The organism is Helicobacter labacensis (genome assembly GCF_003660285.1).
GTDB lineage: Bacteria > Campylobacterota > Campylobacteria > Campylobacterales > Helicobacteraceae > Helicobacter > Helicobacter labacensis.
This window is the reverse complement of sequence record NZ_QXQQ01000011.1, coordinates 30,645-50,329: the sequence shown is the minus strand read 5'-3', so window position 1 is coordinate 50,329 and position 19,685 is coordinate 30,645. Positions and strand designations below refer to the sequence as shown.

Sequence of the window (19,685 nt, the reverse complement as noted above, 5' to 3'; positions counted from 1 at the left end):
GGGGGCAAAGGGGGAGCTACCGGGGGGGTTTGGCTAGGGGTAGGATCAGCCCCATAGAGAAAAAGCGCACAAGCCAAATAGCCCAACCACGCCTTGAAAATCCACGCCTTCATGCAAACCCCTTAGATGACTTCAAGTCCCCATTTTAACATAAAACTAGCGGTGTAAACTTTCATTGAGGGCGATCTTGCGCACGCTTCTTAGGGCAAGCATTTTCCCACTCTGACTCTCCTGTCTAAAATGCAAGCCGTGTAACCCGGAAAGTTCTTTGCCCTTGTAAAGACCCTCAGGCTTGGGAGTGAAATGGGGGTTAATTTTCTGGAGTTCCTGCGCGCTCTTAGGGTTGATCTCAAAAATAGTTCCTGCTAATATCCCGATTCCCGCGTCCACAATGCAACCATCTCCCAAGCTAATGCCCAGCACGCAATTAGCCCCTAATAGGCAATTTTTACCAATGCTAATGGGCTGGCTATTACCCCCAGAGAGCACGCCTAGCACACTCGCCCCCCCGCCAATGTCTGTTCCCTCCCCTACCAACACAGAGGAGCTAATGCGCCCCTCATTCATGCAAGCCCCCTCCACGCCGGCATTGAAATTAATATAGCTGGCTCCGGGCATTTGGGTATAACCCCCCTTGCCTAAATACGCTCCAAAGCGCGTTTTTGCGCTGTCTAGCAGACGGATGCTATCTACTTGGGGCAAAACTTGCATCAAGTAGCGGGGGAATTTGTCTATGAAATCAATGCAGGGGTATTGATCTTGCATTTTCAAAGTGATTTCTTCTTCTCTGAGCCACTCTAATTCATAGGCACTATTAGCGCTCCAAGCTACATTGGGCAGGAGGGAGAAAATGCCCTCTAAATTCAAAGAACGCAAAGGGGCTTTACCCAAAGAGAGGGCTAGCAATTTCATGTAAGCACTCTCCAAGCTAGCACAAGGTTTATCCTCATAGATCACCACCAAATGGTAATTGTGGTGGTAGTGTGTGGCTAGGGTTGGGGTGTGCTCTTTGGTGGCGATCTCACAACTAGGATGTACCTCATGCACTTTAGTAGTGTAGAGTTGATGGCGATCCAGCGCGCGGGCTAATTCTAAAACCACCTTGATATTCTTGTGGCTATTTTTATTGTGCAACACCTCTTGCAAAAAAGGGGCGTAGAGTTCTAGAGCTTTGTAAATAAAGTTCTTGTCAATCCCATAAACCACCTCGCTAATCTTGCCCTCTTCTTGCGCGTATAAGGGGCTAGCGTGCTTAATAGCCTCCATGAAAACCGCATAAGAACCCAAGCACTCCTCACCCCAATTTAAAACCGGAAAGGTGGCACATAGGGGTTTAGCGCTCTTTTGCCCGCGCGCGATCTTAGCGATCCCAAAGGCTAGGGGTTTTCTGTAGTTAGGGGAGTTTTGATAATCGCTCACAAATAGTTTAAATTTCTGCATATATATCCTCTTTTTGTTTTTCTAGAGCAAGATTTTGCACTTCGCTGACAAAGGTTTCTAATAACTGATCTTCGGGGAGTTTGTGGATCACTTTGCCTTTTTTGATAATCAGTCCGCTTTTTTTGCCAAAGGCGATCGCGATGTCAGCATGCTTGGCTTCGCCCAAGGCATTGACCACACAGCCCATCACACTCACATCTAGAGGGATTTTGACATGGGCTAGGCGTTGCTCCACTTGACTCATCAAAGCCACTAGGTCGGACTCAATACGCCCACAGGTGGGACAAGAGATAAAGGTAATGCCCTCTTTTTGCCGTCCGCTGTAGCGCAAGATCGCCTTAGCCACGCGAATCTCCTCCTCTAGCTCCCCAGTGATAGAGACGCGAATCGTATCTCCAATCCCCTCACGCAATAACTGCCCCAAAGCCATCGCGCTTTTAATGCTGGAGTGAAACAAGCTCCCCGCCTCCGTAACCCCCAAATGAAAAGGGTAGGACACTAGGGGGCGCAGCTGCTGGTAGGCTAGAATGGTGCGCTCCACATCACTAGCCTTTAGCGACACCTTGATATTATTAAAGCCCGCGTCTTCTAAAAGCTTGATATTGTATAGGGCAGATTGCACCATCCCTTCAGGGGTCGCCCCGTATTTGATTTCAAATTGTTTTTCTAAGCTCCCCCCATTGATCCCAATACGAATGGGCAAATTACGCGCGTTGCAACTCTGAGCGACCGCCTTGATTTTCTCATGCGATCCAATATTGCCCGGGTTGATGCGGATTGCATCCACGCTCTCAGCGGCGATCAAAGCAAATTGGTGATGAAAATGAATGTCCGCGATGAGGGGCAAGCAAGAGAGCTTTTTTAGCTCTTTGAGTGCGAGTGCGTCCTTTTTATGGGGCACAGCCACGCGCACTAAATCCGCCCCGGCTAATTTCAAGCGATCGATTTGGCTCTTGGTTGCTCTAAGATCATGCGTTTTGCTAAAGGTCATGCTTTGGGTGCTAATGGGGGCATTACCCCCAATGGCTACAGACCCAATAGAAATTTGTTTGGTTGGCACACGCGGGCGCAAAAGATATCCTTAACTTTTTGGGGCATTATAGCTAATTTGCCCCTAGGGTGGGCAAAATTTCTAAGACAAAGCGGCTAAAGCTGCAAGCGTGGTAGGGCAATGTGCCCACCCTGCCAAGTTTTTCAAAATTGATCGTGATGATAAAGAGATGTTTAGGAGGGGTGAGTTTTAAAAGAGAGGTAAGTTTGTGATCTAGGTGTTCTTGGGAGGGGAAGGCTAGAGGGAAAAAGTAAAAAGAGTGGGCGATTAAAAAGGGGTGTTGGTAGTAAAGTTGCTTGAAGTGGCGCATTAACTCTAGGGCAACCATGTTTTCAAAGATACAGGGGAGGTGGTGGGTGGGGGTTAGAGCGTAGGGCAGGGCGAAGTTACCAAAATAGAGTTTGCGTGGTTTTGTGGGAGCGTTGTAGTGGGGAATAAGAAAAATACTCTGACTCTCTTGCAAGAAATGCATGAAAGCATAAAAGGTGTCCTTAGAGAGTTTGAGAGTTTTTTTAAGCTGGGTATAGAGATGATGCGTGGTGATATTTAAGGCTTGGAAGCGCAACAGGGCTTTAAAAAGGGGGAATTGCGTCCCCAAGAAGAGTTTGTAAATCTCTTGGGTGCGGTAGAGATTTTGAGAGGGGTTCAAGTGCAAGGTAGCCGGGCAATTACCCGCCTTGAGAAAGCGCGCAAATAGGGAACTTAGGGCTTCGCCCTTGTGGGCTTGCATGTATTGCGTGAAACTCAAGGGCGAAATCGCTTGTGCGCTAAAACCCTGGGGCAGGGGTGTGGGGGTAAATTGGATCAAAATAGTGCGTGCCAAAGGGGGTAAACGAAGGTCTCTAGGGCAGTGCTTGGCGATCAAAATGTCCATTTTGTTTTCCAAATAGAGCTTTAAAAGCGCGTCCTCAAGCTGGGGCATTTCTAGACGCGTGTCATGTCCATCTACATAAATGGGGTGCTTGAAGCCCCGCGCTAGTCCCAACGCGCACGCGCTCTTACCCACTTTAGCACTCCCATAGAGCAAGAGTTTAGCAGAAGTGGTGGCAAAAGACCTAGCTGGTGATTGGGCTAGGGCATGCTTAAAGCCCTCTTGCAAAATCGCATCTAACATGGCATCAATCCTAGCATATTTTCCTTTTAACAAGGAAAATATTAGAGTAAGAAATGCCTAGAAATAGGCTTAGTGCTTGACTTGTGAACACTTTTTGTTTAGAATCGGAGCTTTTAATTTGAAAGCCCACAGAGAGGAAACATGGAAAAGATACGCTTGAAACTCAAGGCTTACGATCATAGGGTGTTGGATCGATCGGTGCTGGCGATTGTGGAGGCCGTGAAGCGATCGGGTTCAGAGATTAGGGGTCCCATTCCCCTACCCACGCGCAATAGACGCTACACCGTTTTACGATCCCCCCACATCAATAAAGATTCTCGAGAGCAATTTGAAATCCGCGTGCATAGCCGTTTAATTGACATTATGTCAGCTACGCCTGAAACTGTGGATAGCTTGATGAAATTGGATTTAGCCCCTGAGGTGGATGTAGAAGTAACTTCCATAGAGGGTAAGTAAAGGATACAGATGGAATATTTGGTGCAAAAAATTGGCATGAGTAGGGTTGTGGGGACGCAGAGTATGGCAGTAACCCTACTCAAAGTCCTAGATAGCAAGGTGTGTGAAATCAAGGATCAGCAGGTTTTAGTCGCCTATCCCTTGCACAAGACTCACAATAAGGCTATTGCCGGGCAACAGAAAAAATACAATTTAAGCAAGGAATTTAACCATTTTGCCACTCTTAACGCCCAAGTAGCCGAGTTGGGCGATCTACCTCTAGAGCCCTTAGAAGATGCCAAGCGCGTTAAGGCGACTTTTTACACTAAGGGGCGCGGGTTTAGTGGCGCGATGAAGCGGTGGAATTTTCAAGGCGGACCTGCCGCACACGGAAGCCGTTTTCACCGTCGTTTGGGCTCTATTGGGAATAGAGAGTGGCCCGGACGCGTGCAAAAGGGCAAGAAAATGGCAGGGCATTATGGGAATGAAAAAGTAACCTGCCACAATGAGGTGCTCTCTTTTGATAAAGAAAGTAAAATTTTGGTGTTAAAAGGTTCTGTGGTGGGTTATGCCGGAGCCTATGGCAGGATCGCCATTAAATAGAAAGGGAGAGCATGAAAGCAAGAGTGTTGGATCAAAAATGCCAGCAGATAGGGGAATTAGACCTGCCCGCGCGCTTTAAAGAGATTAAAGAGCACAATTTGTATCTGTATGTCAAATATTACCGCGCCCAAGCTAGGGCTAATAACGCGCAAACTAAAAATCGTGGCGCAGTGAGTGGGGGGGGTAGAAAACCTTGGAATCAGAAAGGTGGGGGGCGTGCGCGCGCTGGGAGTATCACTTCTCCTATCTTTGTGGGCGGTGGCGTGTCCCACGGAGCCACTAACGCGCGCAATTATGATCTCAAGATCAACAAAAAGCAGAAAAAACTGGCTCTAGAATACGCCTTAGGACAAAAGGCGTTAGCAGAGAAATTGCTCGTGGTAGATAAGATTGATGTCCCTAGCCAAAAGACTAAGGACGCGCACGCGTTTTTGCAAAGCTTGCAACAAAGGGATGTGTTGGTGATCACACAACGCCTAGAGGAGCATAACTACCTAGCTTTTAGGAATTTACGCAACTGTTATGTAGTAGAAACAAGCGAAGTTGATGCCTATCTTGTTGCAACCTACAGCGCGGTTGTGGTGGAAAAAGCAGCGTTTGAGACGCTTGTAACAGCTTAAAGGAGAGTGCATGGCAGACATCACTGACATCAAATCCATTCTTTATACAGAAAAATCTTTATCCATGCAAGAAAGCGGGGTGATTGTAGTGCAAACCGCAATGGGGGTGAGCAAAAACCAACTCAAAGCTATCTTCAAAGATTACTTTGGGTTTGTGCCCCTAAAGATCAACGCGCTGAGGCAACAAGGGAAAATCAAACGCTTTAGGGGCAGATTGGGGCAACGCGTTGGCACGAAGAAATTCTATGTCAAGCTCCCTAAAGATGCCAATATCACCGCTTTGAGCGCATAAGGATAGAGCATGGCAATTAAAACTTACAAACCTTACACCCCCAGCCGCCGCTTTATGAGCGGTTTGGATTCTAAAGACATCAGCGCAAAACCCAGTGTCAAAAAGCTTCTTATCAAACTCCCCGCCCACGCGGGTAGAAACCACAGTGGCAAGATCACCAGCCGCCATAAAGAGGCGGGAGCTAAGAGGCTCTATCGTATCATCGATTTTAAACGCAATAAATTTGGCATAGAGGGCAAGGTGGCAACCATTGAATACGATCCTTACCGTAACGCCCGTATCGCCTTAGTGGTTTATCCCGATGGAGACAAACGCTATATTTTACAACCTAGTGGTTTGAAAGTGGGAGATGTGGTTGTAGCTGCAGAGGAGGGCTTAGACATTAAAGTGGGTTTTGCGATGAAACTTAGGAGTATCCCCATTGGGACCATCGTGCATAATATTGAGATGCACCCGGGAGCGGGCGGACAGCTGGCACGCAGTGCTGGGATGAGCGCGCAAATCATGGGTAGAGAGGGCAAATACACGATTTTGCGCATGCCCAGTGGTGAAATGCGTTACATCTTGAGCGAATGCATGGCAAGTATTGGTGTAGTGGGCAATGAGGATTTCATTAACACTAGCATTGGCAAAGCTGGGCGCAACCGCTATAAACGCGTGCGCCCCCAGACGCGCGGAAGTGCCATGAACCCAGTCGATCACCCCCATGGGGGTGGGGAGGGCAAAACTGGCTCTAGCGGACACCCCGTATCACCATGGGGCATGCCCACTAAAGGCTATAAAACTAGACGCAAAAAAGCCAGTGATCGCCTGATTATTTCACGAAAGAAAGGTAAGTAGCGATGGGAAGGTCGATTAAAAAGGGTCCCTTTATTGATAAACACCTCATGGAAAAAACGCTAAAACACAAAGCCAAAAAAGACAATAAGCCCATTAAAACTTGGTCGCGCCGTAGCACCATTTTGCCCGAAATGATTGGTTTGACTTATAGCGTGCATAATGGCAGGATTTTTATCCCCGTTTATATCACAGAAAACCATGTTGGCTATAAATTAGGTGAATTTGCGCCCACACGCACTTTCAAAGGGCACAAGGGCACAGTGCAAAAGAAGATAGGCAAGTAGCATGGCACACCACCACACAAAGGAAAACAAATGAGCACGGCGTTACTTAGATACAGCAGGCTCTCGCCCACTAAGGCTAGGCTGTTAGCTAGACAAGTCCAGGGTATGAATGCAGAGTTAGCGATTGCGCGCTTGGAGTTCACCCCCAATAAAGCTGCTAGGCTTCTCTCTAGGGTGATTAGCGCGGCGGTCTATAATGGCGGGTATGATTCTAAATCTGTGTCTGTATTAAGTTGCCGTGTGGATGCAGGTCCCGTGCTCAAACGCCACATGCCCCGTGCTAGAGGCAGAGCTACAGCTATTAGAAAACCTACATCGCACATTTTAGTCAAAGTGGGCAAGCAAGGAGGGGAGAAGTAGATGGGTCAAAAGGTTAATCCAATTGGTTTGAGACTGGGGATCAATAGAAACTGGGCTTCTAGATGGTTTCCCGGAGCACAGGACACGGTGAGTAACATTGAAGAAGATTACAAAATCCGTAAATTCCTAAAAAAAGAACTCTATTATGCGGGGGTGAGTGAGATCGTCATCGAGCGCGCTGCTAAGAAATTGCGTATCACTGTGGTGGCTGCTAGACCCGGGCTTATCATCGGTAAAAAGGGCGTGGATATTGAAAAGATCAAACTCTCTTTGAAAGAGTTGATTAAAAAAGAAATCTCTGTGAATATTAAAGAGGTGAAACGCCCCCAAGCGGACGCACAGTTGTGTGCCGAGAATGTCGCCACCCAGCTAGAAAAACGCGTAGCTTTTAGACGCGCGATGAAAAAGGTCATGCAAACGGCTATGAAGTCTGGGGCGCGTGGCATTAAGGTGCGCGTTTCGGGGCGTTTAGCTGGGGCTGAGATCGCGCGCACAGAGTGGTATATGGAGGGGCGCGTGCCTTTGCACACTCTGCGGGCTAAAATCGATTATGGTTTTGCAGAAGCGATGACGGTTTATGGGATCATCGGGGTTAAAGTTTGGATCTTTAAAGGCGAGGTTTTGCAAAAAGGTATCCAAACAGAAAAACGCGAGGAAGAAAGCGAAGAGAGGGTAAATAGACGCCCTAGAAGAGGGAGAGAATAGCCATGTTGATGCCTAAGAAAACGAAATACCGCAAGCAGATGAAGGGCAGAAATCGGGGCAAATGTGCGCGCGGAGTCAAGCTTGCCTTTGGGGATATTGGAATCAAGGCTGTAGAACACGGACGCATCGATTCGCGCCAAATTGAAGCCGCACGGGTAGCCATGACGCGCCATATTAAAAGAGCGGGGAAAGTGTGGATTCGCGTTTTCCCTGACAAGCCCTTGAGCGCTAAACCCTTAGAGACCCGGATGGGTAAGGGGAAGGGTTCTGTGGAAAAATGGGTGATGAATATCAAACCCGGGCGCATTGTTTATGAAATGCTAGGAATTGAGGAGAGCTTGGCTAGAGAGGCTTTAGCTTTAGCCCAGCGCAAACTCCCCTTTAGGACAAAAATTGTAACCAAAGAGAGCGAAAATGAAATTTACTGAGCTAGAGGGCAAGGGCAGACAGGAGTTAGAGAAAATGCTGAAGGACAAAAAACTGGAGCTCTTTGAGTTGCGTGTCAAACTCAAGACCATGCAACTGAGTAACCCAAGCGAGATCAGAAAGACGCGCAAGGATGTCGCGCGTATCCACACCGCTTTAAGCCAAATGAAGGCGGGTGTGCATTTGGTGGAAAAGAGGTAGAGTATGGAATCTAAACAACCCCACAAGCGCACCATTCAAGGGAAGGTGATCAATAAGATTGATGCTTGTAGTGCCGTGATTTTAGTGGAGAGAAAAGTCTTGCATGCCAAATACCGCAAGATCGTCAAACGCTTTAAAAAATACACCATTGACGACAAGAAGAACGCATGCCAAGTGGGGGATTTTGTGAGCGCGGTGGAATGCAAGCCCGTTTCTAAAACCAAAACCTTTGCGCTGAAAGACATTTTGGTGAAAGGAGTTTCATGATACAGAGTTTCACAAGATTGGTCGTTGCGGATAATAGCGGGGGCAAAGAAATTATGTGCATTAAGGTTTTAGGAGGGAGTCATAAACGCTATGCGAGCGTGGGCGATGTGATTGTCGCTTCTGTGAAAAAAGCGATCCCTAATGGTAAAGTCAAAAAAGGGCAGGTGGTTAAGGCGGTGATTGTGCGCACCAAAAAAGAAGTGCAACGCCCTAATGGTTCGCTGATTCGCTTTGATGATAACGCTGCTGTGATCTTGGATGCCAAGCGCGACCCGGTAGGCACACGCATTTTTGGTCCTGTGAGTCGAGAGGTGCGTTATGCTAACTTTATGAAAATCATCTCGCTGGCTCCGGAGGTTCTCTAATGAAATGCAAAATTAAAAAAGACGACATGGTTAAAGTGATCGCCGGAGATGACAAGGGTAAGGTGGGCAAGGTGCTTGCCGTGTTCCCTAAGAAATCTCAACTTGTAGTAGAGGGTTGTAAATTGGTCAAAAAAGCCATCAAACCCACGGACGATAACCCTAAAGGTGGGCACACTTTTAAAGAGATGCCTATGCACATCTCCAATGTTAAAAAAGAGAAGGAGTAGGCGCGATGGACGGCTTGAAAAACTTCTATGAAAAAGAGGTAAAAAAGAAATTAGCAGAGGAGTTAGGGATCAAAAATCCCATGCTCTTGCCTAAGCTGGAAAAAATTGTGCTCAGTGTAGGGGCGGGGGATTATGCTAAAGACGCTAAGATCATGCAAAACATCGCCCAAACTCTTTCGCTCATCGCCGGACAAAAGGCAGTGATCACCAAAGCCAAAAAATCCGTAGCGGGCTTTAAAATCCGTGAAAATATGGCAGTGGGTGTAAAAGTAACGCTTAGAAATAGGGTTATGTTTAACTTTTTGGAGAAATTGATCGTGATCGCTCTGCCTAGAGTGAAAGACTTTAGAGGGGTGTCTAGGAATGGTTTTGATGGGCGGGGGAATTATGGTTTTGGTTTAAATGAGCAGTTAATTTTCCCGGAGGTGGTTTATGATGACATCATGGTAACCCATGGACTCAACATCGCCATCATCACTTCTACAAATAACGATAAGGAGGCATTTAAGTTGCTAGAGTTGCTCGGAATGCCCTTTGCAAAAGGGCGCTAATGGCTAAAAAATCAATGATTGCAAAAACCCACAGAAAGGCAAAGTTCAAGGCGCGCGCTTATACCCGTTGTAATATCTGTGGGAGACCTCGCTCTGTCTACAAAGACTTCGGTTTATGCCGGGTTTGCTTGAGGAAAATGGGCAGTGAGGGCTTGATTCCCGGTCTTAGAAAAGCTAGTTGGTAAGGGGTCGTCATGGTGAATGATATTGTTGCGGATTCTTTAACACGCATTCGGAACGCGAGTATGCGCCGTTTAGAGGTTACAGAGTTGTATTATGCCAAAATCGTGGTGTCTATCTTAGAAATTTTCAAAAATAAGGGTTTCATCGCTAATTACCAAGTGGTGCAAAAAGAAGGGAAAGACTTCATCTCTGTGGAATTGGCTTATGATGACAAGGGGCGTGCGCTCATTAGTGAGATTAAACGCTTGAGCAAACCGGGGCGCAGACTCTACAAACAGGCTAGCGAACTCAAACGCTTTAAAAATGGGTATGGTGTGATTGTGGTCAGCACTTCTAAGGGCGTGATCACCAATGAGGAAGCTTACAAGCAAAATGTAGGCGGTGAGGTGCTTTGTAGCATTTGGTAGGAGTGTGGCATGTCAAGAATTGGTAAGAGAGTGATCAAAATCCCTAGCGGGGTGCAGGTGAGTGCAGAGGGGACTTGCTTGCATTTTAAGAACAATAAAACCAGCCAAACTTTAGAGACACACGGGCGTGTGGGGATTGTGCTAGAGGGCGATTCTTTGCGCTTTGAACCCATAGGAGAGGGCGCGCAGAGCAAGGCGTTTTGGGGGACTTACAACGCTTTGGCTAATAATATTGTGGTGGGACTAGACAAGGGCTTTAGCAAGACTCTAGAGATCAATGGCGTAGGCTATAAAGCGGCTTTAGGGCACAAGGTCTTAGAGCTCACTCTAGGTTTTAGCCATCCAGTCAAACACCCCATCCCTGAAGGCGTGGAGGTGGTAGTGGATAAAAACACCATCACCCTAAAAGGGAGCAATAAGCAACAAATCGGGCAGCTTGCCGCAGATATTCGTGCTTACCGCCCCCCTGAACCCTACAAGGGCAAGGGCATTAAATACAGTGATGAAGTGATTTTACGCAAAGCTGGTAAGACGGCTAAAAAATAAGGAGTGAGCATGACAGCAAGCATTTTAGCAAAGAAAAAACTCCAAAGAGCCAAGCGCAAAATGCGGGTGCGCTCTAAAGTTTTTGGCACGCAGGAGCGTCCCCGTGTGAGCATTTTTAGATCCAACAAACACCTTTACGCCCAAGCCATTGATGACAACGCGCACGCGACTTTAGCGCATGTAGATGGCAAAAAATTAGGGCTGGGGAAAAATGTAGAGGATAGCAAAAAACTCGCGCTCATCTTTGCAGAAAGTCTGAAACAAAAGGGCATCAATAAGGTGGTCTATGATCGCAATGGGTATTTATACCATGGCGTGGTGGCTGTTTTTGCAGAAACTTTGCGTGAGCAAGAAATCGCGCTTTAAGGATTAGCATGCAGATCAACAAAGAAGAGTTTTCAGAAGTGGTGGTGAATATCGGGCGTGTTACCAAAGTGGTCAAAGGCGGGCGGCGTTTTCGTTTTAACGCTTTGGTGGTTGTGGGTAATAAAAATGGGCTTGTGGGCTTTGGCTTGGGTAAGGCTAAGGAAGTGCCCGATGCGATCAAAAAGGCTATTGATGACGCGTTTAAAAACATCATTGAAGTCAAGATCAAGGGCACAACCATCGCCCATGACATCGAGTGCAAATACAATGCGAGTCGCATTTTGCTCAAACCTGCCTCTGAGGGGACGGGCGTGATCGCTGGAGGTTCGACACGCCCCATGATCGAGTTAGCCGGTATTAAGGATATTTTGACAAAATCTTTAGGGTCTAACAACCCCTATAATGTGGTGCGCGCTACCTTTGATGCGCTTTCTAAAATCAAGGGATAGGAGTTTTTATGGCATTGGAAAAATTACACCCCGCAAAGGGGAGTGTCAAGCACACCAAGCGCGTAGGTCGAGGGCAGGGCTCTGGAATGGGCAAGACTGCCACAAGGGGAGGTAAGGGACAAACTGCGCGCACAGGTTACAAACAAAAACGCGGGTTTGAAGGGGGGCAACAGCCCTTGCAACGCCGTTTGCCTAAGGTGGGCTTTAAAAGCCGCACTAGGGGGGTTGTGTATGCGATCAATGTGGAAAAGCACAAAGAGGTTTTTGAGTTGGAAACCTTGAGTTTGGAACTCATTAAAAAAGTGCATCCATTTCCCTCTTACATTGAGAAAGTTAAACTCATTGGGGCGGGAGCTAAGGAGCTTGCCTCTAAAATCCAAGATGAGAGAATTCGCACCAGCGACCAAAAATGACAAAAGCCATCGCCACCAAGATTTTTATCACCCTAGGGTATTTGTTTCTCTATAGGGTGTTAGCTTACATCCCCATCCCCGGGGTGGATCTAGCCGCCATTAAATCCTTTTTTGATAGCAATTCTAGCAACGCGCTAGGGCTTTTCAACATGTTTAGTGGGAATGCGGTTTCGCGCTTGAGCATTATTTCTTTGGGGATCATGCCCTATATCACGGCTTCTATTATTATGGAGCTTTTGAGCGCGACTTTTCCTAATTTGGCTAAGATGAAAAAAGAGCGCGATGGGATGCAAAAATACATGCAGATCGTGCGCTATGCGACTATTGGGATCACCATTATCCAAGCCATTAGTGTTTCCTTTGGCTTGCGTAGCATTGGGCATGGGGCTAATGGGGCGATCATGGTGTCCATGCAAACTTTTTTGATTTTAGCCACCTTTTCCATGCTCACGGGCACAATGCTTTTAATGTGGATTGGCGAGCAGATCACCCAGCGGGGCGTGGGTAATGGGATTAGTCTTATCATCTTTGCAGGCATTGTATCTGGCATCCCCTCTGCTATTGCAGGGACTTTTAACTTGGTCAATACGGGGGTTATCAATATTTTAGTCTTAATTGGGATTGTGGTGATTGTCCTAGCGACTATCTTTGCGATCATCTATGTAGAGTTGGCTGAAAGACGCATTCCCATCTCTTACGCCCGTAAAGTGATGATGCAAAACCAAAACAAGCGCATCATGAATTACATCCCCATTAAACTCAACTTAAGCGGAGTGATCCCTCCCATCTTTGCTTCTGCCTTGCTGGTTTTTCCCTCTACCATTTTGCAAGCCTCCTCCAATAAGATTTTACAGGCTGTTGCAGATTTTCTCAACCCGCATGGTTACGCCTACAATATCTTAATGTTTTTGCTCATTATCTTCTTTGCCTACTTTTATTCCTCCATTGTCTTTAACGCTAAAGACATCGCGGATAATTTAAAGCGCAATGGCGGATTTATCGCAGGGCTTAGACCCGGAGAGGGGACTTCAAATTTCTTAAACACCGTGGCTAGTCGCTTGACTTTTTGGGGCTCTTTGTATTTGGCAATTATCTCTACCCTGCCTTGGATTTTAGTCAAGGCGATGGGTGTGCCCTTTTATTTTGGGGGCACGGCGGTGCTCATTGTGGTGCAAGTAGCCATTGACACGATGAAAAAGATCGAGGCACAGGTGTATATGAGTAAGTATAAAACCTTGAGCGCAGTGGGCTTTTGATGGCGATCGCCATCCGCAACTCTAAGGAGATTGAGGCTTTGCGCAGAGCGGGGGCTGTGGTGGGGCAAACTCTCGCATTATTGCGTGAAAAAATCCAAGTGGGCATGAGCTTGTTGGAGCTGGACGCTTTGGCTGAAGAACACCTCCATAAACTCAATGCAAAATCCGCTTTTAAAGGGTTATATGGTTTTCCTAACACGCTTTGTACCTCGCTTAACGAAGTGGCTATTCATGGCATTCCCACAGACTACAGATTACAAAGTGGGGACATTGTAGGCTTGGATTTGGGCGCACAAATGCAGGGGTGGTTTGGTGATGGAGCGATCACTTTAGGCGTGGGAGAGGTTGCCCAAGAGGATCAAGCTCTGATTGCTTGCGCTAAGGACACGCTTTATGAGGGGATTGCTTGCCTAGAGGTGGGGATGCGTTTTAAAGAGTTTAGCCATATTTTAGAAACTCTTATTAGACAAAAGGGCTTTGTGCCTTTAGAAAAATTTTGCGGGCATGGGATTGGGCGCAAGCCTCATGAAGAACCCTCTATCCCTAACTACCTAGAACCCTCTAGTAAGCCCAATAGTGGTCCTAAGATCAAAGAGGGCATGGTGTTTTGTATAGAGCCTATGATCTGCCAAAAACAAGGGGAGCCTAAAATTTTAGCAGATAAATGGAGTGTGGTGTCTGTGGATGGCTTGCGCACCAGCCATTATGAGCATACCATCGCGATGGTGGGCAAAAAGGCGCAAATTTTAACGGAGGCTTGATGGCAAAAGATGATGTGATAGAAGTAGATGGGAAAGTGATCGAGTGTTTGCCCAACGCCACTTTCAAGGTGGAATTAGACAATAAGCATATTGTGTTATGCCGCATTTCGGGGAAAATGCGCATGCACTATATCCGCATAGCCCTAGGCGATCGGGTGCGCTTAGAGCTCACGCCCTATAGCTTGGACAAGGGGCGGATCACCTTTCGCTACAAGTGATTTAAGTTAGTTCTAACCAAAGGTGGCTAGAATAGGGGTTTTGCCTAAAGACTATATAGGAGATAGCATGAAAGTTAGACCTTCTGTGAAAAAGATGTGTGATAAGTGCAAGGTGATTAAAAGGCGGGGTGTGATTCGTGTGATCTGCACCACCCCCAAACATAAACAAAGACAAGGATAGACATGGCAAGGATCGCAGGGGTTGATTTACCCAAGAAAAAGCGCGTAGAATACGCCCTAACCTACATTTATGGCGTGGGCTTGAAGAGCTCTAGGGATATCTTACACAAGGTGGGGATTTCTTTGGATAAACGCGTGCATGAGCTCAGTGAGGACGAGATTTCTAGCATTACTAAGGCAATCCAAGCGGGCTATGTCGTGGAAGGGGATTTGCGCAAAAAAGTGCAGATGGATATTAAGGCGTTGATGGATTTGGGGAGTTATCGGGGTATTCGCCATCGCAAGGGCTTGCCCGTGCGCGGACAAACCACCAAAAACAACGCGCGCACCCGCAAGGGCAAAAAGAAAACCGTGGGTAGCAAGTAAGGAGAGCGCATGGCAAAACGCAGCAGCATTAAGAAGAAAATTGTCAAAAAGAATATCGCTAGGGGGGTGGTCTATATCGGAGCTTCTTTCAATAACACCAATATCACAATCACAGACGAGATGGGCAATGTGATTTGTTGGGCAACTGCTGGGGGCTTGGGCTTTAGGGGGTCTAAAAAATCCACCCCCTACGCTGCCCAGCAAGCTGTAGAGAGCGCGATGAGCAAAGCCAAAGAGCATGGCATTAAAGAAGTGGGTATTAAAGTGCAAGGTCCGGGAAGTGGGCGCGAGACAGCCATTAAGAGTGTGGGGAGCATTGAGGGAATCAAGGTGCTTTGGATCAAGGACATCACACCTCTGCCCCATAATGGCTGCCGTCCTCCCAAAAGAAGAAGAGTGTAAGGAGCGCACATGGCAAGATATAGAGGTGCAGTAGAGAAATTAGAGCGCCGTTTTGGGGTTTCTTTGTCCCTCAAGGGTGAGCGCCGTTTGAGTGGCAAGAGCGCGTTGGATAAACGCGCCTATGGTCCCGGGCAACATGGGCAAAGACGCGGAAAAATTTCAGATTATGGTTTGCAATTGCGCGAAAAGCAAAAAGCTAAGGCGATGTATGGCATTTCAGAAAAGCAGTTTCGCTCGATTTTTAGAGAGGCTAACCGCATGGAAGGCAATACAGGGGAAAATTTGGTGCGCTTGCTAGAGAGGCGTTTAGACAATGTGGTCTATCGCATGGGTTTTGCCACCACACGATCTTTTGCGCGCCAACTTGTAACGCATGGGCATATCCTAGTGGATGGCAAGCGCATGGACATCCCCTCTGCCTTCATTAAAAGCGGGCAAAAAATTGAGATCAAAGGAAAGAGCAAGGAAAACCCCCAAATCACACGCGCGGTAGAACTCACTAATCAAGTGGGGCTTGTGCCTTGGATCGATGTGGATAAGGACAAGAAGTTTGGCATCTTTACCCGTTATCCTGAAAGAGATGAAGTGAGTTTGCCTCTTGAAGAGAGATTGATTGTCGAACTCTATTCTAAATAGTAGGGGGGAAGCATGAAAGTGATTAAAGTAGCGCCACAAGTCCCCATGGATATTAGTGTAGAGAGGATTAGCGATCGGCATATCAGGGTTTGCGTTTCTGCCTTTGAAGCGGGCTATGCCATCACCCTAGCCCACCCCCTAAGACGGCTCTTGCTTTTAAGCTCTGTGGGCTACGCACCCATTGGAATCAAGGTTGAAGGGGCTAACCATGAATTCGACTCTTTGCGCGGGGTTTCTGAGGACATGACCTTGTTCATCGCTAATTTGAAAAATATCCGCCTGGTTGGCAAACACCTAGAGAACACCCAGAACGAACAAGTGGTGGTGCATTATGCTTTTAAGGGACCAGCCAAATTGAGCGGACGCGATTTGGAAAATGAAGAAATTGGCGTGATCGACCACGATGCCTATTTAGCCACGATTAATGAAGATGTGAACTTAGAGTTTTCTCTCATCGTGCAAAAGGGCATGGGCTATGTCCCCTCTGAGAGTATCCGGGGGCACATCACCAGCGGTTATATCCCCTTGGATGCGTATTTTACCCCTGTTAAAAGGGTGGTTTACAACATTGAAAACATGCTTGTAGATGGCAATCCCAATTTTGAAAAGCTCATCTTTGAGATTGAGAGTGATGGGCAAGTAGACCCCCAACGCGCTTTCCAAGACGCTATCAAAACCATGAACGCCCAAATGCATATTTTCAACACCAATATTGCCGATTGCAAGGGGAGTGCTCACCTAGAAGAAGGCTTGGAAAAAGACCTTGTGATGGAGATCGAAAGCTTGAGTTTGAGCGCGCGTTGTTTTAATTGCCTAGATAAAGTCGGGCTTAAATATGTGGGAGAATTGGTCTTGATGGACGCTTACGAACTCAAGAACATCAAGAATTTGGGTAAAAAATCCTACGATGAGATCGCCGAAAAACTAGAAGGGTTGGGTTACCCTGTGGGCGCGGATCTCGCACCAGATTTCAAGGCTTCCTTGCAAGCCAAGTTAGAGAAATTAAAACATGAGGAGCGTTAATGCGGCACAAGAATCGCTTTAGAAAATTAGGCAGGACCAGCGCGCACAGAAAGGCATTGCTTAAAAACCTTGCCATTTCTCTCATTGAGCATGGGAAAATCCAAACTGGTGTATTCAAGGCAAAGGAATTACAATCCTACATTGAAAAGCTTGTCAGTGTGGCTAGAAAAGGGGATTTTAACGCGCATCGCCATGTGTTTTCTTATCTACAAGACAAACACGCCACCCACAAGCTAGTTACGGAATTAGCCCCTAAATACGCAACCCGCAATGGGGGTTATACCAGCATCCACAGAGTGGCTATTAGAAGAGGCGATGCCTCTGTAGTGGCCTCTATTGCTTTTGTTTAGCTCAAATAGGCGTGTTCTTAAATAAAGCTCAGGCGTGTGCTTTAGAATTAGGCTTTGGACTTTAAGTGGACACATGGAGTGGTTTAAAAAGAGTGTGCGTGGTATTAGGGTGCTTTTGTTCCATAAATAACGATTCCACACCTCCACTCACAATGCATGTAAGAATTTGTGATATTCCCTGATACAGCAAAAGTCTTGTCTTTTTTGTGTTGTGGGACAGAGAATCAGCAATATATTTAAATTCGAGCTTTTGGTATAGAGTCAAATAATTGCCCCATATTGCCTGCTGGTTTTTAAAAGGGTGTTTGCGTCTTTCTATTCTCCGCGCAAAGAGTCCCCCTAAAAATGCACCATGCGAGGAATATGAAGCAACACAAGGTTACTTGCACAGAAATCTCCATGGAGAAAATACACGCCCCCAAGTGTTGGATCGCTCCAAGAAAAAGCTCATCTTAGGTGAGCGCAAAATCATCACCCATCAGGGCATCACCTTTAACATGACTCCCTCTCCGGGTGCAACCAGTTGTTTAGAAAACGCCTTGACAGACGCTAAGGAAATCACGCAATACCTAGGCGCGCATTTAGATGTGGAACGCTTCTATGAGGAACTCTCACCTGAGGAATTGCAGAGTTAGGGGCACTCAACACATCGTCAACGCCCATGCAACGCTCTCTAAAAGAGCACAAAATCCGTATGCCTACACTTTGAGGCATTTGGGTGCGTCTCTAAACTCTTTTGTAAATCTTAGCCGGAAGTTGGATTAAGTTAACCAAATTTTATAACGCAGTCGGGGCTTGGGCATGGCTACACCCCAACGCTAAAATCTTGAGACAAAGAGCGTCTAAGCCAAATGGGAAGGGTCCCGGAATGCCCCCAACATCCCCTCCACCACTTCTATGTGTTTAGCCATGCTTGCTTCAAAACTAAAGGATTTGACCCGCTCTAGACCCCTAATCCGACATTCTGCGCGCAGGGTTTCATCTATGAGGGCTTGTTCTAGGGCGTTGGCAATGTCTGTTACATTATAAGGGTTACAATAAATCCCACTATCTCCCAAAATCTCAGGCATACAAGAGACATCACTAGCCAACACCACACAACCTGCCTGCATAGCCTCTAACATGGGCAAGCCAAAGCCCTCAGCCGTAGAGCCCCACCATAAGAGTTTGGCACGAGCATAGAGAGTTTTCAGCAAAGCATCCTTGACATAGTGCAAGTTTTGGACAAAGGGCTGTTGGTGGGCAAATACATCTTCTTTGAGCAAGTCAATAGGAGCCCCTACTAGCACAATTTGGTGGGTTTCTTGTAGGTGTGTGGGCAAGAGTTTGAAAGCCTCTATGAGTCTACCCACATTGCGCCGCCTAGCCTTAGCCCCCACCACTAAAATGAAGTCTTTGGTAATACTGGGTGGCAAACCCTCCAAAGGGGTCTCTAAATAGTCTCTTAGTCCATGGTAAATCAGATGCACTCTAGAGCTAGACCAGCCAAAGGTTTTTAAAATGTCTTTTTTGATCACCTTGCTAAAGCAAATAGCCTCTGTGTAGCGTTGCATTTGGGGGAACATTTGGTATTTCCAAACCACTAAATAGCTGTCGAGAAGAGCCCATCCTGTTGGATCACAAATGGGTATGTCATGGATACAACCTAAAATCTGCGTGGCTTTTACTTTAGGGGCATACTGCCCTCCGGGTTCAATGTAGAGATCAAAGGGCTCGCTAACCCGCCAGACCATCCATCGCAACAAAAAGCGGTGTTTGAGGTGGATGTAGAGTTTTTCACCAAAAATGGTTTTTACACCTGTTAAAAGCCACCGGCGGTAGGGATTTTTAGACGATAGCAAAGAGAGAGAGAGAGAGAGAGAGAGAGAGAGATCGGGCTTGTTGTAATTCCTCGAGGTTTTCATAAAATTTACCCCGCGCCCACCAATATAACTGGACATCCTTGCGCCCTTTAAAGTGAGCCTCTAGAGCCTTAGCAAAGGTGAGGGTATAAAACCCGATCCCTGTGAGCTCACCTAACAACACAGAGGCATTGAAGAGTATCTTCAGAGGGCTCAAACTCAATCTTGTTTTTGTTCAGGGGGGGTGTGCCTTAGCCGTGTGATGGTCTCTCCGCCCAAACCGCAATTATCTGTGGGGAGCTCATCAATGATCACAATGGTGGCTTCTCTTTTCTTGCCTAGGATATCAACCACCAAATCGGTTACCCCGCTGATGAGCGCGCGCTTTTGCTCCGCACTAGCCCCCCCATGCTCCTTAGAAACACGAATATTGATGTATGGCATAAACTCTCCTTTTGTTTTAATGTGTGCCAAAGCCCCTCACTTCTAACACAACACCCTTTGTAA

34 protein-coding genes and 1 pseudogene are annotated in these 19,685 nt (G+C 46.9%); 30 read left to right on the top strand and 5 right to left on the bottom strand.

The annotated features are described in order from the left end of the window. Positions 1–156 precede the first annotated feature (156 nt). Genes EAO33_RS04810 through EAO33_RS04800 form a run of 3 tightly spaced genes read right to left on the bottom strand, consistent with a single transcriptional unit; the run spans position 157 to position 3,605 of the window. Positions 157–1,440 (bottom strand): 2,3,4,5-tetrahydropyridine-2,6-carboxylate N-succinyltransferase, encoded by a 1,284-nt coding sequence (locus EAO33_RS04810; RefSeq protein ID WP_120945499.1) that lies wholly within the window; start codon positions 1,438–1,440, stop codon positions 157–159. Beyond that, entirely contained in the window at positions 1,427–2,512 is a 1,086-nt protein-coding gene (ispG, locus tag EAO33_RS04805) for a flavodoxin-dependent (E)-4-hydroxy-3-methylbut-2-enyl-diphosphate synthase (protein WP_120945497.1), read from the bottom strand. The genes EAO33_RS04810 and ispG overlap by 14 nt, the downstream gene beginning before the upstream one ends. Before the next feature lie 31 nt (positions 2,513–2,543). Further along, complete coding sequence (locus EAO33_RS04800; RefSeq protein ID WP_120945495.1) at positions 2,544–3,605, bottom strand: ATP-binding protein; 1,062 nt, start codon at positions 3,603–3,605, stop codon at positions 2,544–2,546. A gap of 141 nt (positions 3,606–3,746) precedes the next feature. Between EAO33_RS04800 and rpsJ the strand changes: the two genes are divergently transcribed. From rpsJ to EAO33_RS04650, 30 genes and pseudogenes are all read left to right on the top strand, one after another. Beyond that, positions 3,747–4,061 (top strand): 30S ribosomal protein S10, encoded by a 315-nt coding sequence (rpsJ, locus tag EAO33_RS04795; RefSeq protein WP_120945493.1) that lies wholly within the window; start codon positions 3,747–3,749, stop codon positions 4,059–4,061. Positions 4,062–4,070: 9 nt separating this feature from the next. Continuing rightward, entirely contained in the window at positions 4,071–4,643 is a 573-nt protein-coding gene (rplC, locus tag EAO33_RS04790; protein ID WP_120945491.1) for a 50S ribosomal protein L3, read from the top strand. 11 nt (positions 4,644–4,654) lie between these two features. Next, positions 4,655–5,263 carry a 50S ribosomal protein L4 gene (gene rplD / locus EAO33_RS04785; RefSeq protein WP_120945489.1) on the top strand — a complete coding sequence of 203 codons (609 nt, stop codon included), beginning with the start codon at positions 4,655–4,657 and terminating at the stop codon, positions 5,261–5,263. Between the two features lie 10 nt (positions 5,264–5,273). Further along, positions 5,274–5,555 carry a 50S ribosomal protein L23 gene (locus tag EAO33_RS04780; RefSeq protein ID WP_120945487.1) on the top strand — a complete coding sequence of 94 codons (282 nt, stop codon included), beginning with the start codon at positions 5,274–5,276 and terminating at the stop codon, positions 5,553–5,555. A gap of 9 nt (positions 5,556–5,564) precedes the next feature. Then, positions 5,565–6,395, top strand: coding sequence for a 50S ribosomal protein L2 (gene rplB / locus EAO33_RS04775; RefSeq protein ID WP_120945485.1), 831 nt, complete (start codon positions 5,565–5,567; stop codon positions 6,393–6,395). A gap of 2 nt (positions 6,396–6,397) precedes the next feature. Further along, positions 6,398–6,679 (top strand): 30S ribosomal protein S19, encoded by a 282-nt coding sequence (rpsS, locus tag EAO33_RS04770; RefSeq protein WP_120945483.1) that lies wholly within the window; start codon positions 6,398–6,400, stop codon positions 6,677–6,679. Between the two features lie 30 nt (positions 6,680–6,709). After that, on the top strand, positions 6,710–7,039 hold the full coding sequence (rplV, locus tag EAO33_RS04765; protein WP_120945481.1) for a 50S ribosomal protein L22: 330 nt from the start codon (positions 6,710–6,712) through the stop codon (positions 7,037–7,039). Then, on the top strand, positions 7,040–7,744 hold the full coding sequence (rpsC, locus tag EAO33_RS04760; RefSeq protein ID WP_120945479.1) for a 30S ribosomal protein S3: 705 nt from the start codon (positions 7,040–7,042) through the stop codon (positions 7,742–7,744). Between the two features lie 2 nt (positions 7,745–7,746). Next, positions 7,747–8,172: a 50S ribosomal protein L16 gene (gene rplP, locus EAO33_RS04755; RefSeq protein WP_120945477.1), complete on the top strand. Its 426-nt coding sequence runs from the start codon at positions 7,747–7,749 to the stop codon at positions 8,170–8,172. Then, positions 8,159–8,371, top strand: coding sequence for a 50S ribosomal protein L29 (rpmC, locus tag EAO33_RS04750; RefSeq protein ID WP_120945475.1), 213 nt, complete (start codon positions 8,159–8,161; stop codon positions 8,369–8,371). Before rplP ends, rpmC begins: the two co-directional genes overlap by 14 nt. Positions 8,372–8,374: 3 nt before the next feature. Next, complete coding sequence (gene rpsQ, locus EAO33_RS04745) at positions 8,375–8,638, top strand: 30S ribosomal protein S17 (protein WP_120945473.1); 264 nt, start codon at positions 8,375–8,377, stop codon at positions 8,636–8,638. Further along, a complete protein-coding gene (gene rplN, locus EAO33_RS04740; RefSeq protein ID WP_120945471.1) occupies positions 8,635–9,003 on the top strand; it encodes a 50S ribosomal protein L14 in 369 nt (122 codons plus the stop codon). The genes rpsQ and rplN overlap by 4 nt, the downstream gene beginning before the upstream one ends. Further along, positions 9,003–9,230, top strand: a complete 228-nt coding sequence (rplX, locus tag EAO33_RS04735; RefSeq protein WP_120945469.1) for a 50S ribosomal protein L24 — start codon at positions 9,003–9,005, stop codon at positions 9,228–9,230. Before rplN ends, rplX begins: the two co-directional genes overlap by 1 nt. A gap of 5 nt (positions 9,231–9,235) precedes the next feature. Continuing rightward, a complete protein-coding gene (gene rplE, locus EAO33_RS04730) occupies positions 9,236–9,781 on the top strand; it encodes a 50S ribosomal protein L5 (RefSeq protein ID WP_120945467.1) in 546 nt (181 codons plus the stop codon). Continuing rightward, on the top strand, positions 9,781–9,966 hold the full coding sequence (locus tag EAO33_RS04725; RefSeq protein WP_120945465.1) for a type Z 30S ribosomal protein S14: 186 nt from the start codon (positions 9,781–9,783) through the stop codon (positions 9,964–9,966). The genes rplE and EAO33_RS04725 overlap by 1 nt, the downstream gene beginning before the upstream one ends. A 9-nt stretch (positions 9,967–9,975) precedes the next feature. Continuing rightward, the gene (gene rpsH, locus EAO33_RS04720) at positions 9,976–10,371 is read left to right on the top strand and encodes a 30S ribosomal protein S8 (RefSeq protein WP_120945463.1); all 396 of its coding nucleotides are present in this window, start codon (positions 9,976–9,978) and stop codon (positions 10,369–10,371) included. 9 nt (positions 10,372–10,380) lie between these two features. Next, positions 10,381–10,917, top strand: coding sequence for a 50S ribosomal protein L6 (gene rplF / locus EAO33_RS04715; RefSeq protein WP_120945461.1), 537 nt, complete (start codon positions 10,381–10,383; stop codon positions 10,915–10,917). A gap of 9 nt (positions 10,918–10,926) precedes the next feature. Beyond that, positions 10,927–11,283: a 50S ribosomal protein L18 gene (gene rplR, locus EAO33_RS04710; protein ID WP_120945459.1), complete on the top strand. Its 357-nt coding sequence runs from the start codon at positions 10,927–10,929 to the stop codon at positions 11,281–11,283. Between the two features lie 8 nt (positions 11,284–11,291). Continuing rightward, entirely contained in the window at positions 11,292–11,732 is a 441-nt protein-coding gene (rpsE, locus tag EAO33_RS04705) for a 30S ribosomal protein S5 (protein WP_120945457.1), read from the top strand. A gap of 8 nt (positions 11,733–11,740) precedes the next feature. Next, positions 11,741–12,145 carry a 50S ribosomal protein L15 gene (rplO, locus tag EAO33_RS04700; protein WP_120945455.1) on the top strand — a complete coding sequence of 135 codons (405 nt, stop codon included), beginning with the start codon at positions 11,741–11,743 and terminating at the stop codon, positions 12,143–12,145. Then, positions 12,142–13,401, top strand: coding sequence for a preprotein translocase subunit SecY (secY, locus tag EAO33_RS04695; protein ID WP_120945453.1), 1,260 nt, complete (start codon positions 12,142–12,144; stop codon positions 13,399–13,401). The genes rplO and secY overlap by 4 nt, the downstream gene beginning before the upstream one ends. After that, entirely contained in the window at positions 13,401–14,162 is a 762-nt protein-coding gene (gene map, locus EAO33_RS04690) for a type I methionyl aminopeptidase (protein ID WP_120945451.1), read from the top strand. Before secY ends, map begins: the two co-directional genes overlap by 1 nt. Beyond that, on the top strand, positions 14,162–14,380 hold the full coding sequence (gene infA / locus EAO33_RS04685; protein WP_104752187.1) for a translation initiation factor IF-1: 219 nt from the start codon (positions 14,162–14,164) through the stop codon (positions 14,378–14,380). The genes map and infA overlap by 1 nt, the downstream gene beginning before the upstream one ends. A 67-nt stretch (positions 14,381–14,447) precedes the next feature. Next, positions 14,448–14,561, top strand: coding sequence for a 50S ribosomal protein L36 (rpmJ, locus tag EAO33_RS04680; RefSeq protein ID WP_013469758.1), 114 nt, complete (start codon positions 14,448–14,450; stop codon positions 14,559–14,561). Between the two features lie 2 nt (positions 14,562–14,563). Next, positions 14,564–14,926 carry a 30S ribosomal protein S13 gene (gene rpsM, locus EAO33_RS04675; RefSeq protein ID WP_120945449.1) on the top strand — a complete coding sequence of 121 codons (363 nt, stop codon included), beginning with the start codon at positions 14,564–14,566 and terminating at the stop codon, positions 14,924–14,926. A gap of 9 nt (positions 14,927–14,935) precedes the next feature. Then, positions 14,936–15,328 carry a 30S ribosomal protein S11 gene (gene rpsK, locus EAO33_RS04670; protein WP_120945447.1) on the top strand — a complete coding sequence of 131 codons (393 nt, stop codon included), beginning with the start codon at positions 14,936–14,938 and terminating at the stop codon, positions 15,326–15,328. Positions 15,329–15,337: 9 nt separating this feature from the next. Continuing rightward, the gene (rpsD, locus tag EAO33_RS04665; RefSeq protein WP_120945445.1) at positions 15,338–15,964 is read left to right on the top strand and encodes a 30S ribosomal protein S4; all 627 of its coding nucleotides are present in this window, start codon (positions 15,338–15,340) and stop codon (positions 15,962–15,964) included. A 12-nt stretch (positions 15,965–15,976) separates the two neighbouring features. Next, on the top strand, positions 15,977–16,987 hold the full coding sequence (locus EAO33_RS04660) for a DNA-directed RNA polymerase subunit alpha (RefSeq protein ID WP_120945443.1): 1,011 nt from the start codon (positions 15,977–15,979) through the stop codon (positions 16,985–16,987). Further along, positions 16,987–17,337, top strand: a complete 351-nt coding sequence (gene rplQ, locus EAO33_RS04655) for a 50S ribosomal protein L17 (RefSeq protein WP_120945441.1) — start codon at positions 16,987–16,989, stop codon at positions 17,335–17,337. The genes EAO33_RS04660 and rplQ overlap by 1 nt, the downstream gene beginning before the upstream one ends. Before the next feature lie 413 nt (positions 17,338–17,750). Beyond that, positions 17,751–17,972: pseudogene (locus tag EAO33_RS04650) on the top strand (FAD-dependent oxidoreductase); the annotation flags it as partial. Positions 17,973–18,179: 207 nt separating this feature from the next. Here the strand turns inward: EAO33_RS04650 and EAO33_RS04645 are convergent. Further along, on the bottom strand, positions 18,180–19,277 hold the full coding sequence (locus EAO33_RS04645) for a glycosyltransferase family 4 protein (RefSeq protein WP_235853057.1): 1,098 nt from the start codon (positions 19,275–19,277) through the stop codon (positions 18,180–18,182). A gap of 120 nt (positions 19,278–19,397) precedes the next feature. After that, entirely contained in the window at positions 19,398–19,622 is a 225-nt protein-coding gene (locus EAO33_RS04640; RefSeq protein WP_120945439.1) for a tautomerase family protein, read from the bottom strand. Between the last annotated feature and the right edge of the window lie 63 nt (positions 19,623–19,685).